This window comes from Clostridium sp. ZS2-4, assembly GCF_026719745.1.
Taxonomy (GTDB): domain Bacteria; phylum Bacillota; class Clostridia; order Clostridiales; family Clostridiaceae; genus Clostridium_H.
Genome location: NZ_JAPPRQ010000044.1, coordinates 162,450 through 176,787 on the forward strand (window position 1 = coordinate 162,450; position 14,338 = coordinate 176,787).

A 14,338-nucleotide genomic window follows, 5' to 3' on the forward strand; every position below is an offset into this window, starting at 1 on the left:
CAAAGCTACCGAGTTTTCTGTTAGCTTAATTATTGTACGTTTATTACTGTTCCTTCTACAATTTTGTTAGTGTACTCAGACTTATCTGTAACGAATATGTTACCATTATTGTCTTCTATAATTTCAACTTCTATCTTAGCTGTTGGGCTAGAGATATTTTGAGACAATTCTAAAGTAAGTGCTCTTGTAGATGTTACTGTAGCTTTTGAAACAGCTATAATCTGACCATCTACTTTAACTACAAAGTTCTTAGCAGCATCTTCTGGAGTTGCCCCTGAAGCTAAATCTATAGGTTCATCGAAAGTAAGAACAATATTCTTAGCACCTTCTAATTCAGAAGCTATATTCATTGGAGCTTTGTTATCTTTAAGATCTATAGTTGTTGTAACTGGAGTCATCTTAGCGCCTTTTAGGTTAGCTACTCCTTCAACCGTAATTTCTACTGCCCCATCTACTGTTACTGAACCTATTGGAGCAAAGAATCTTGCATACTTATTAGCTGTATTTACATCTGGACCATCCACTACATAAGTGATATCAGATGAAGATAATCCCCATGCTGCTAAAGTTTTACCGTTTAATGTGTAGTTTGATGGGTCTTTTAGTGTAGCTGGGTCTATTGCACCTTTGAACTGAATTTGAATTTCATCTCTGCTAACTGATGGTTGAGGAATTACAGTAATTAGAGATTTTGAAGTTTGTGGTACAATATCACTTACAGTTTCTTCAGCAGTTCCTGGAACTGTTACAGTTGCTGTAAACGCTAAAGAGGTAAATCCTTTAATAGCAGTACGTCTAGAATCCACCCACTCATGGTCAGTATTACTAGCTGGAGTAACAACTTGTATAGAATCTGAGAAGAATCCTTCTGGTACTTCCACCTTGTAAGTTGCTCCTTCTACTAATATACCGTCTTTTAACAACTCAGGATTACCTGTTAAATCTATTGTTAATACATCAGAATCTAATCCAGCTCCTGTAAGAGTTGATATTTCTTTTGTTCTTACTACTCCATCTTTTTCATAAGAAACTCTTATTTTATTAAGTACATCTGAGTCTCCAGCTATTGCAGAACCATCTGCTTTCATTGCATTAACAGAACTTTTTGCTGCATTTACTCCAAATGGAGTTTCATCTACTACTCTTAATTTTATTTTTGTCATATTTCCATCTTTTATTTGTTGGAAAGTTTCAGGTTCATCGCTTAAATCATTAATAGCTAATTTATCGAAAACTGGTGCTTGAAGGTCTTTGTAAAGTCTAATTGACTCTTCAAATTTCTGAGTTCCCTTTGTTGTATCTGCTATTAAATTTTCTATTTTAATTGTACGGTTAACAAAGTCCTGTCCATCATAAGCTAGTGTTTTAACTGCATCTGCTTCAACTGCTTCATCTGCTTTATCTGTTGCATTAAATTTTATAGTAGAGAAGAATCTACCTTTTCTTTCTCCAGAAGGTACTTTTGTTGATTCAGTTTGGGCAATATTCGCATAATCTACATCTACTGTTCCATCTGGTTTTAAGATTGAAATACCATCAGTATCTGCTTTAGCTCCTTCTCTATTCCATTCAACTTCAATTATGTTATCTGCTATTTGTTGAATTCCTAAAATTTGTGGTGCTATTTTTTCTGTTTGAGCAGGGTTTATAAACTTCACATTGAATTCAATTGTACTTGGTATTGTTATGTTGTTTGCTAAATCTTTTACACCAACGACTTTGATGTTGTGAACTTCGTTAGATGCAGCAAATTTATCACCTAAAGCAGCTTTGACATCTATTATTGCTCTTGAAGCATTAGCATAAGTTGAAGAAGTTGTTCCATCTGCTTGTTGGAAACTAATGTTTGCTGTTTTTACTTCTCCATCTACGTACATAATTACACTATCAGCTTTGTATACAGGCTCATTAAAATTAATTATTAAATCTTTAGCATCATCAACAGCTTCAACTTCTACTGTAGTAGATGCTATTGGATTGAACGGTACTAGTTCTTCTTTGTTAGTTACTGTTTTGTATCCACTAACTAGTTCAGGTCTTGCTGTATCACTAATTAGCATTGGGAATACTGCTGTGTCTATGTTTCTTACACCATCAGCATTTTTAACGTTTCTTACTGCTACTTGCACTGTAACATCTTTGTTTAATATTTTGTCTTGGCCTACTGATACTGAGTCTCGATTTTCAGATATTACTTTAAGTGGATTAGGTCCATCGAATCTAGCTGATTCAGGAAGATTGATTGTCACGACAGTTTTTCCATCTACTGTTTCTGATATAATGTTTTTTCTAGTTGTTTTTGTGTCATCTGTGTAAGCAAACCATACAACAGCATCTGGTAAAGTAGAAAGATTATTATCACTTCCTAGTGTAGGGTTACTACCTAACTTACCAGCAGTACCTTCTACTATTTCAAAATAGTAATTAGCTGGATTAATTGCAGTAGCTTCATCTACTACAGTAGAGTATTTTACTTTAAATTCTCTGTAGTTTACAAATTGTACGCCTTCAACCTTAGCTTTATCCACAACAACAGCGCTATAGTCATAATCTTTAGATATTCCATTAACTGTTACTGTTCCTTTTTTTCCGTCTAAAGATTCAATATTTAATATATAAACATCTTTAGTTACGCCTTGTTCAATAGAAGTAACTGTTGCTCCAGTTACTTGAAAGAAATCTTTTGATAAAGTTTCTTTTGCTTCTTTATTTAACTTTACTACAATACTTGTTTTATTAACAGTAGTAACTGATTGAACCTTTAATGGTTCTTCTGCTGGATTTACTGGTTTAACATTACCATTTTCATCTTCAGTAAGTTTTGTAACATGTTCTGGAGCATCCATTACTTTATCAGCAGTTACATTTTCAGTATACTTGTCTAATTTAAAGTTTTCTCCTGCAAGAGCTGCATCTACTGCTGCATTCATTACTGCTGCTTGATCAACATATCCTTTTACATCGTCATGGAATGCTACAAGGTCTTTTGACATGTAGTCATCGTATAATCCAGCTGGTAAATCTAATGATTTGTTTACAGCTGAAAGAAGTAATTGATCAAGGTTGTATTGAGAAAAATCTCCTTTTACAGTCTTAGACTCAGTTAAAAGTGCATCTGTTGCTGCATATGCATTTGTTGATATTGCCGTAGCTATTAATGTACCAATCGCAGCACTTGATAATAAGGCTGTTTTTGTATTTTTTTTATTATTCATTACTACTCATTCCTTCCTTAATTTGTGATTTAACATTTAGATAGTAGTGAGGATCTATAATAGATCCTCACTATTATTCATTTATTTAAATTATTTTAGTGTAACTTTTACTAAATCTTTAGCTGTGTCTGCTGTATAGTTTCCATCAACAGCTGCTGCAAATTTTCCATTTGAGAATTTTGCTTCTACACCATCTATTGTTACTGAGTATTTAGTAGAATCAACATCTTTTAATTCTACAATTACTACAGCTTTTCCTGGCACTATTTGGTTAACTATTATAACTTTTTCTACGTCTACTGATGGTTTTTCATCTTTTGCTTTAACAACAACTTTTCTTGTAGCAGTTGCTTTGTTTCCTGATTTATCAGTTGCAGTGTAATTTAAAGTGTAAGTAGCTGCTTTAGTTGTATCAACAGTACCTTCTACTTTTACTTCTACTGTTCCATCAACATTATCAGTTGCTTTTGCAGTTTCAGTGAAAGTATCACCAACTGTTAGAGTAAGATCTTTTACACCAGTGATTACTGGAGCAACTTTATCTTCTTGTACAGCTTTTTTATCTTCAACTTCTATTACAGCATCAACCTTAGATTTGTTAGGATCTTTAGAAAGCATATCAAATACTTCATTATTACCTGTTGAAATTGTTACTCCTACGAAATCATCTAGTTTAGTATATTCTTTATCATCACTATCACTTGCATCAAGTGTTAAGACAATTGTATGGTTACCTTCAGATTTTACATCAACTACATCTATATCATCATCTTTAGTATCAAACATATAAGGTTTCATATTATCTATATCTCTTATATCTTCTTCGAAGTATAGTTTTACAGTAGCTTGTTTATTAGCATAACCACTTACTATTACTGCATCTTTGTAGTCTTCTCTGTCATCTATTTTTGTACCATATATTACTTCTGGTTTTGGATCATCTTTACCTGCTAACTTAGCTAATTCAGGAGCTATTTCGTCTTTAACAATCCATGTTTGATTTGCAGCTAATGTATCACCGTATCTGTTTTCAGATTTAATATCTTTTGGATTTTCTTTAGTTACAACAGCAACAACATAATTTTGATCTTTATATGTTCCGTTGTAGTTTAATTGTTCTGCTTCTTTTAATGTATATTCTACAACTGTATTACCGTTCTCTGTTTTAACTTTTTTATTACCTTCTTCTAGTTCACCTACTTTTGAGAATTTTCCATTTGTAAGTGTACCATATTGAAGTGATATATCTTTATCTTCAAATTTCTTGAACTCATCCTCAAATGTTACTTTGATAGTTTCTCTATCTATAGCTACTGGTTGATCATTATCTGAATCTAAACTAATATCACTATTTTTAGGGTTAACTTTTACATGTTCTAATATCGCGCTCTTATTTTCATTAGTATCTTCTACTTTATTTATTTTTAATTCAATCTTAGTTGCATCATTAAAATTAAATCTTTCATCATTGTCTGCTTTATTTCCTGGAAGTTTTATTTCTACTTTATGATCATTTTCAACTGCTTTTATGCTAGCGTCATCATAATCAGATAAGTTAATAGAATAATCTTTTCCGTTTTTAAGAGTTAGGTTTAAGTCATAGTTGTCAAGGGTGTTGATAGCATATCTGCTTCCATCAGCTAACATTTTTGTATCAAAGTCAACAACTATTTTTTGATTGCTTTCTCCCGCATCATAGAATCTTGCATTTACAGAATCAACTGCTTGAGTTTCTTTAGCTACAAATTCCTTAGTAACATCAGCAATTTTGTTTCCAGCTTTATCTTCAACATCTTCTATAGTTACTTTGTATTTGTCTCCATCTTCTAAGTCTTTTGTTAATTCTAATGTAACTTCATCGCCATCTAATCTAGCTTTATGAACTCTTATTTCTTTTTTGTTTTCATCTTTTACAGTATAATTTGATGCTTTTGTAGCTGATTCTTCTTCCATATCTTCTGTGAAAGTTATTTTTATTTTTCTATTAGAATCATCATCTTGTTCAATTTCTTTAACTTCTGGTTTAACCATATCTTTAGTTATTTGAGCTTTTGTAACTAAGCTGTTGTTCTTTTTCTCCCATAAATCTTCTAATGTATCAGCATCTACTGTTACATATGCTGTTTCTGGTAATGTATGATCTGAATCAAAGTATAAAGTAAGTTTGTTTCCATCTATTTCTACAGCTTCAGCTTGGTTTTTAGCTGTAGTATGATAGAAGCTTTCAAAGAAATCATCATCATCTTTTTCTATAAAGTCTTTTCCATATTTAGATTTTTGGCCTTTTAAAGCTATCTTAGTATCATCTTTATAATCATGGAATTTAATATCTTTATTGAATACTAAAGTGATTTCACTATCTTTAGCTTTTTCATAACTAACTATAGCTAATTCTTCTTTATTAACATTTACTGTTGCATCAAATGTGTCTTTCTTTAATGAATATCCAGCATAGTCTGTTGCTTCTGATTTAACTTCAACTTTTATTTTTTGACCATCTTTTAAGTCACTGAAAAGAACGATGTTTAATTCTTTACCATTGTCAATAGCATCAATTTTGTCTATTGAATAGTCACCGTCATTAATTTTAAATGCTTCTTCTAAGTCGTTGTATATATCGTCAGCAGTTTTTCCTTTAGAAACTATTGGTTCTGATAATTTTACTTTTATTGTTCTAATACCAGCAACTTCAACAGATTTAACTTCTGGAGTTTCGAAATCTGAAACTTTGAATTTCTTTTCAATTTCTTTACCAGCAATTTTTTCATCTAAAACTAACTTAAATTCAGCTTGGTTTTGATAATCTTCATCATCAGTTCCAATTTCATTGTAGTTTACTGTTATTATAGCTTCTCTTGATCCTTCTTCAACATCAACACTCTTGATGATATCATCTATTTCATCATCTTTAGAATTTTTTAAAGTATAGTTATCTTCATCAGTTGCTTCGTCTTTAGCATCTCCAGTTAAAGTTTTATTGAATGTAACTTTAATTTGAGCTGCGTTAATAGCACTTACTGACTCAACTTTCAATTCTCCAGTTGATGATTCACCTTCGTCATTGTAGTTAACTTTTCCGTCAACAACAACTGCTTTTTTAACTGAAGAAACAGTTACTACTTCTGCTTTGTCTGATTCTGTGAAAGCATTCATATCGAAATCTGTTCCTTCAGCAGCTGCGAAAGCATCTGCTACTGAACCGAAGCTTACATATCCGCTTTTATCATCGTGGAAAGCGTAAACGCCTTTTCCTTCTGATACTTTAGATGTGAAATCTTGATATAAAGGAGCATCTATTCCTTCTGAATTATCTAAGAAAGATGCTACTAAGTCAGCTTTGTCATATTTGTATACTGCGTCTCCAACTTTTACTGTGTATGCATCAACTTTCGCAAAAGCTTGAGATGATAACATTGCTGATGTAACTAATCCTGCTAATGCTGCTGTTGAAAGTACATTAACAACCTTTTTTTGTTTTGCCATGATATTTTTACCTCCTCATATATTGACCAATTAATTTTTTAAAATTTATTTATTTTAGTTTTAATAACTAAATTATTTTGCAGTGAATGTGTAATTATCACCATTTAATAATTCTTCTTCATTAGTTGAGTAAACTACTGCTTTGAATGTTTTGCTTTCTTCATAGTACTTTAATTTTGTTCCGTCTTTATATTCAACGTCGTATTTATCTCCGTCTACTCCAGTTATTTTAACCATTCTGCTCATAGCATCTAATCCTGGTGCTACTTCGATAGTTGCTTCTACTACTTCAGCTTTTGTGCATACTATTTTGTAGCTAGCAGCATCTTTTAAAGCTTCTTCATTAGTAGAGTAAACTACTGCTTTGAATGTTTTGCTTTCTGAATAGTATTTTAATTCTGTTCCATCAGTATAAGTAACTTTGTAGTTTTCTGGATCTTCAACATTTAAAGTTACTTTAACCATTCTGCTCATAGCATCTAATCCTGGTGCTACTTCGATAGTTGGTATAACTTCGCCTTGTCCTTCAGTTACAGTTACTACTTTAAGAACCCATCCATCGTATTTGTTTGTGCTGTCAGCTTTTTTACCCCAAACATCTACCATGTATGTTCCTGGTTTTGTGAATTTATATGAAGTAGCTTCTGCACCTTCATAAGTATCATCTAACATCCATCCTTCTGATCTTACTGGTGCTGATGGATCAAAGATGTGTAATTTATATTGATCTGCTCCTGTAAGAGTTACACTTTCTCCAACTTTATAAGTATCTTTAAGTCCAAGTTCGTCCATGTTTGCTCTTGCAGCAAAATATCCATCTTTTTGAACTTTGAATTTTCTTACAGTATAGCTGTCAAATTTAGCTTCTGAACCAGCTTTTCTTACCCAGATAGAAGCTTTGTATGCTCCTTCTTCTAAGTTTTTAACTGTTGCTGGTATAAATGGATTTGAACCTACTTCAGCTAATTGATAGCCATTTGTTAATTCTACCCATTTACCTGTTTTAATGTTTTGAGCCCAAACTTTGTACTCAACTGCATCTGCTGTATTTGCTTGAAGAGCAAATTCCACCTTATTGTCAGTTTCCACCATTGTTTGTACTGGTGCTGCATAAGTTACAGCTACTTTTGTTTCTGCTTTAGCTGGAGCTGCTACAGCCACACCTGAAGCTACTAATACTGCTGCTAAAAGCATGCTAATTTTCTTTTTAACCACTTTAGTTCCCTCCCATTTTTTGATTAAATTTAATTATATTTTTTTAAATTTTAAGCTTTTGGTTGAATAATTTATGTAAAATCGGGAAACATAACTAATGTAAACTTATGATTCCTTATTATTACCTTTTTTAAAATTAATCTGCATTACCTCAATATTCTACAATTAAAGAATAATCCCTTCTTTATTATTGTAAAAATGTTGTAAAGTCAATCTGTATTTCATTTTTAACAATTACTTAACTGCATTGGTAACTTTATCACATTATTAATTATATAGGTTTTTATACCACATATCAACATAAAATATGCATTTTATTCTTGTTAATTGTTAACTTTGGAAATAATTTTACCATTATATCCTATATTATTATATATATTTTACCTTATCGTTATGATTTTATCCTATATTACCATAAAATGCAATACTTTTTTAATTCATATTTTTTCTTCTAAAATTGCCACCCTATATTTTATTGCCCTGTAATTCTAAATATTCTCATTACAAATTTTGTAACTTTTTTTGTAATTTTTTATAATTTTAATTTCTTTTTTCTTATATTCAATTAATCGTGAATAAACTCCACTACTTTATGCTTATTTCACTAGTAATGTTTGCCATTATCATTGGTTGCTTTTTCTTATTATTAAACATTCTACTATATATACGTAGTATTTCTAATAAAAGTTCCATAAATTATAAAAAATTTTAAAATTTTTTATAATATCTTTTCCATAACCTCTTCAATTATAAAATTCCTTTACATTGAATATTAGTAATATAATTAACAAAACCTAAATCAGTAATCTGTTTTTTACTGGTCACTGGTTACTGGTTACTGGTTACTGGTTACTGGTTACTGGTTACTGGTCACTGGTTACTAATATGTGAGGTGTTATAAAATTGAAAGGTAAATTAAATAAATCTGTTTTTCTAAGGTTATTAAACAAATTAAAAGAAGATGATATTTTAGCCTTAGGCTCTCAGCTTGCTTACAGCTTGCTTTTATCCTTCTTTCCTTTTTTAATTTTTTTACTGACTATTATTGGCTTTAGCTCTGTTACGAGCAGCGATGTACTTTTTAGTCTAAAAAGCATACTACCTAAGCCTGCATACGAATTAATTTCTACTACTATAATAGAAATTTTTGATTCACAGAAAAGTGATTTACTTTCCTTCAGTTTACTGGTTACCATTTGGATATCTTCTAATGGATTTTATGCTGTTATAAAAGGACTTAACAAAGCTTATGATGATGACGAAAAACGTCCTTTTTGGAAAGTTCGTGTTACATCAATTATATGTACCTTTATTCTTGTTTTAATGATTATATTTTCTTTGGTTCTTTTAGTACTTGGAAATGCCATCGGAATGACTTTAAGCACACGATTAAATCTACCTGGAAACTTTGATATATTATGGAAGGTTTTAAGATATGTTATTACACTGGTATCTATGGTATTTACCTTTGCTCTTATTTATATGTTTACTCCTACTAGAAATCTGGTATTGAAAAATGTTCTTCCTGGAGCTGTTTTTGCTACTATTGGATGGGTTGTTGTTTCAATAGGATTTGCTTTTTATGTAGATAATTTTAATAACTACTCAAGAATATACGGCAGCATAGGTGCTGTTATTATTCTTATGATATGGTTATTTCTCAGTTCCATTATTCTTCTTACTGGTGGAGAAATTAATGGGTTATACTTAAACTCGAAAACCAATTGACAGTGGACAATTGACAGTTATGGATGTTTTTCTTACAGAAAAACTTCATTTTAAAAAATCCGAGGTATAATATGGATAAAATCCATATTATACCTCGTTCTTTTAATATAATGTAGTTTTGCCTCAGCAAAACCTCCTTCACTGTCACCTGTCAATTGTCATCTGTCATCTATTTCTTCACACTCTCAACTTTCAACTCTCAACTTTCAACTGCGCTTTTCTCTTTCTTCTATTTTTAAGATCATCAAACAAAGTATACACTACTGGTATGAATACCAAAGTTAATATTGTAGATAGTAATAGTCCTCCGATAACTACTACTGCCATTGGTGCTTGCATTTCTGATCCTTCTGCAATACCTAGTGCCATAGGTAAAAGACCAAGAATTGTTGTTGATGCAGTCATTAAAATAGGTCTTAATCTTGTTGGTCCTGCTGCAAGAATAGCTTCTTCTCTTTCTTCCCCTCTGCTTCGTCTTATGTTTATATAGTCTATCAAAACTATGGCATTATTAACAACTATACCTGAAAGAACTATAAAGCCCAAGAAGGATGTAACAGATAAAGTTTTTCCTGTTATAAATAACCCTAAAGCTCCTCCCGCAAGAGCTAATGGTACTGTGAACATAATTATGAATGGATTTAACAAGGATTCAAATTGTGAAGCCATTATCATGTATACAAGAAGTATGGAAACTATTAAAGCTTTAGCTAAGCTGATAAAGGATTCCATCATCTCCTTATTGTCTCCACCTATTTCATAGCTATATCCCTGTGGCATATCTATCTTGCTTATACGCTGGTTAACATCCCCCATAACACTTTTTAAATCTCTACCATATATTTGACTTGAAACAGTTATAACTCTTGTTTGGTCTTCTCTCTGTATTTGTACAGGTCCTTTTTCTATTTTTACATCTGCTACTAAATTCAATGGTATACTGATTCCAGCTGCAGTTTGTATGTTGATATTTTTAAGATTTGATATACTTTGTCTGTATACTTCATCTCCTTTTACAATTACATCTATTTCATCACCATCATCAAGCTTGTATGTGGTAGCTGTTTTACCTGAGATAACCATATCCACTTGTGATGCCACTGCTCCTGCTGTAATTCCATATTGAGATGCGTTTTTTCTATTTAATCTTATTCTTACTTCGGGTTTTCCTTCTCCCAAGCTTGATTCCACTTCTCTTGTTCCTTTTACCTTGGAAATCTCCCCTACAAACTTGTCACCCAATTCTTTAAGCGTATCCAAGTTATCACCTTTTATCTTTATGGACACAGGGCTAGAACTTCCTCCCATAGCCTGTTGAGATGTAAAGCTCATTTCAGCACCTGGAATATCTTTTGTTTCTTTTCTTACCCAGTCTACAATTTCATCGGTACTTCTTTTTCTTTCTTTTAGGTCTTTTAATGTAACTGAAATTGAAGCATGATTTTTGCTGCTGCTTTCCCCAAACATAGAAGATCCACTTATTTGTGTATGTACTGTATCTACCTCTGTTACTTTTCCAAGTACAACTTCTATTTTGTTTGTAATATCCTGAGTATCTCTAAGATTTGCTCCTATCGGCAAGTCTACATTTATTGTAAATTGTCCCATATCTGAGGCAGGCATAAATTCAGCTCCTACCATAGTCAAAGAGAGTATACTTACTATAAAAATAGCTATACCTGCAAATACTGTAGATTTTCTGTGTTTTAATGCCCATCCCAATATTTTTTTATATCTTGTTTCTACTGAAATAAATCCTTTTTCAAAAGCTTCTCCAATTTTTGTAAAGATGTTACTTTTTCTTACCACATCTGCCCCTTCTATTATTTGTTCTTCCTTCAATAATTTATCTGAAAGCATTGGAATAAGCGTAAGTGCTACAACTAATGAAGCAACCAAGGAAAATATAACTGTCATAGATAATTCTTTAAACATCATTCCAGTTATGCCACTAGTAAACATTATAGGGAAAAATACCGCTACAGTAGTAAGTGTAGATGCTACAACCGACATTGTTACCTCTGATGCACCTTTAATTGACGCTTCTTTTACCGAATATCCTTCCTGTACAAACCTATATATATTTTCAAGTACAACTATGGCGTTATCCACCAGCATACCTATTCCTAAGGATAACCCTCCAAGAGTCATCAAGTTAAGAGTTACATTATTAAGATATAATAAGCAGAATGTACCTATTATAGAAATTGGTATAGCTGTTCCTATTATTAATGTACTTTTTATATCTCTTAAAAAAATCAATAGAATTAATATTGCTAATAGTCCACCCTGAATTGCAGCACTTGAAACACCATCTATAGATTTATTTATAGGTTCTGCCATGTCCATTAGAATTCTAATATCCAACTCTGGATAGGCTTTTTTAAGATTTTCTACTTCTTTTTTTATTCCATCTGCTACTTGAACCGTATTTGCATCTGATTGTTTTTGTATACTAAGGCTTAAACAATTCTCTTTATTAGCTGTGGATATTTGATTTATTTCCTTGTTATTACGGTTTACTTCTGCCACATCTTTTAATGTAATAACGCCGCCTGTTTTAAGAGGTATAGGGATTTCTTTTATTTCTTCAATAGATTTGAATTCTCCCATAGTTCTTGCCAGCAATTCTTGATTTCCTTTATATACTTGGCCAGAAGGTAAATTTATATTTTCTCCACGCAGTATATTGGAAATATAATCTATACTAAGTCCATATCCTTGAAGTCTTTCTTCATTTACTTTTATTTCTATCTGTTCTTCTACTCCTCCAGATATATTTGCTGAAGCAACACCTTTTACTCTTTCAAGCTTAGATTGAATATTTTCTTTTACTATATTTTGAAGTTTTGCCAAGTCTTTAGATTTTTTATCAGTTACGCCTAAAATCATAACTGCTTGAGCATTTGGGTCTATTTTCATAACCATAGGAGCTTTAACACTATCTGGAAGATGTCCTTTGATCATGTCTACTTTTTCTCTCATATGCAGAGTTGCAAATTCCATATCTGTACCATCTTTGAATTCTGCTATGATAAGAGAGTTTCCTTCACTGTTTCTAGATCTTACATTATCTATACCTTCTACTGTAGATATAGCTTGTTCTATAGGCTTTGTTACCAGCTTTTCTACTTCTTCTGGTCCTACATTTGGATAGGATGTGGATACAATAGCTATAGGCAGTTCTATCTTTGGAAACATATCTACTGACAGTCCCAATAGAGAGATTGTACCGAAAAGTATGATAATAAGCATACACATTATTGTAGTTACTGGTCTTTTAACGGAGAACTGAGGTAAATTCACTATTTGTCACCCCCTGCTCCATTTTCGTTAGGAGTTTTATCAGTGATAATTTTTATTTTTGTATTATTTTGTACATATTGCTGTCCTTTTACAATAACTTCTTCTCCTTCTTGTACACCGCTTTTTATTTCTGTATACTTTCCATTGTCCATTCCTATTTTAACTTCTTTTTTCTGAGCTTTTCCATCTTTCACTACATATACAATATTTTTTCCTTCTTCTACAAGTATGGTTTCACTGTTAACTGCCAGTACATTATTTATAAAATCAGTCTTGAAGTAAACTTTACCAAACATTCCTGGTTTAATTTTATGATCTTTATTGGCAATTTCTATTTTTACAGAATATAGATTGTTTTTTAAATCTGCTGCAGGACTTATGGTATATATTTTACCCTTTACTGCTTCTGCACCTATTGATTCTATGTCCAATTCTACTTCTTGGTCTTTTTTTAGTTTATTAACCAGGTTTTCTGTTACATTAACTTCAAGGTAAACTTTGTCCATATCAACAATAGTAACAGCTTCCTGTGCATTTGATGCTATTTCACCTTTTTCTATGCTTACACTGGATACTATTCCGCTGATAGGTGATGTAACTGTCAAATCCTTTAAAGCCTGCATAGCTTGATTGTACGCAACCTGAGCTTGGCTATATCCTGCCTGAGCCTGTTTAACACCAACGCTTGAGTTTTGAGATGATGCCTTTGTTTGCTCAAAAGATTTTTTTGCTTGATTATATGATGATTCTGCCTGATTAAGCTGTGCTTTAAATACTTCTATTGAATTATCGGAAGCTGCCAGCTCTGCCTGTTCATATTCAGCTTTTGAAACTATTCCCTGTTCATAAAGACTTTTCACTCTTTCAAAATTCTGTTTTGCATTTTGAATTTTTTCATAATTTAACTCATAATTTGCTTTTGCAGTATCATAAGCAGCTTTTGCCGAATCCAGCCCTGCTTTTGCAACATCTATACCTTTATTTGAAGAGTTTACACCGACTTGTGCTTGTTCAACGGCTGCTGAAGCTGAAGCCAATCCTGCCTTTGCCTGATCAATCCTATGCTGTGCATCTGTTTTCTGCAAGGTAAATAAAGTTGTGCCTGCACTTAAAGCATCTCCAACCTTTACCGCAACGCTTTCTACTATTCCTGGTGTCTTGGGTAAAATTACTGTGTCCTTATCTGCTGTGATTTTACCTGTTATAACAACAGAATTGTATAATTGCTCTCTTTTTATCTTTTCAACTTTAACTGGTGTATAATTTTCTTCTTCAGCTTGAACTTCATTTTTAGCGCCTTTACTGCATCCCGTGAAAATTCCTATTCCCAACGCTAGTGCCAATGCTATTGATAGTGCTTTTTTTTTCATTTCGGCCCCTCCTTGTTTCCT

The 14,338-nt window shown here is 32.1% G+C and carries 6 protein-coding genes; 1 reads left to right on the top strand and 5 read right to left on the bottom strand.

Annotated features, from left to right (window positions below):
- Positions 1 to 29: 29 nt before the first annotated feature.
- From OIO11_RS07850 to OIO11_RS07860, 3 genes are all read right to left on the bottom strand, one after another.
- Positions 30 to 3,215 carry a SwmB domain-containing protein gene (locus tag OIO11_RS07850; protein WP_268070891.1) on the bottom strand — a complete coding sequence of 1,062 codons (3,186 nt, stop codon included), beginning with the start codon at positions 3,213 to 3,215 and terminating at the stop codon, positions 30 to 32.
- A 90-nt stretch (positions 3,216 to 3,305) separates the two neighbouring features.
- Positions 3,306 to 6,698, bottom strand: a complete 3,393-nt coding sequence (locus OIO11_RS07855) for an Ig-like domain-containing protein (protein WP_268070892.1) — start codon at positions 6,696 to 6,698, stop codon at positions 3,306 to 3,308.
- A 72-nt stretch (positions 6,699 to 6,770) separates the two neighbouring features.
- The gene (locus OIO11_RS07860; RefSeq protein WP_268070893.1) at positions 6,771 to 7,913 is read right to left on the bottom strand and encodes a hypothetical protein; all 1,143 of its coding nucleotides are present in this window, start codon (positions 7,911 to 7,913) and stop codon (positions 6,771 to 6,773) included.
- A gap of 903 nt (positions 7,914 to 8,816) precedes the next feature.
- On the opposite strand from OIO11_RS07860, the gene OIO11_RS07865 reads away from it, so the two are divergent.
- Positions 8,817 to 9,641: a YihY/virulence factor BrkB family protein gene (locus OIO11_RS07865; RefSeq protein WP_268070894.1), complete on the top strand. Its 825-nt coding sequence runs from the start codon at positions 8,817 to 8,819 to the stop codon at positions 9,639 to 9,641.
- A gap of 192 nt (positions 9,642 to 9,833) precedes the next feature.
- Here the strand turns inward: OIO11_RS07865 and OIO11_RS07870 are convergent, their stop codons facing one another.
- Together OIO11_RS07870 and OIO11_RS07875 are read right to left on the bottom strand one after the other, a co-directional pair.
- A complete protein-coding gene (locus tag OIO11_RS07870) occupies positions 9,834 to 12,947 on the bottom strand; it encodes an efflux RND transporter permease subunit (protein WP_268070895.1) in 3,114 nt (1,037 codons plus the stop codon).
- The gene (locus tag OIO11_RS07875; RefSeq protein WP_268070896.1) at positions 12,947 to 14,317 is read right to left on the bottom strand and encodes an efflux RND transporter periplasmic adaptor subunit; all 1,371 of its coding nucleotides are present in this window, start codon (positions 14,315 to 14,317) and stop codon (positions 12,947 to 12,949) included. Before OIO11_RS07875 ends, OIO11_RS07870 begins: the two co-directional genes overlap by 1 nt.
- Positions 14,318 to 14,338: the final 21 nt, after the last annotated feature.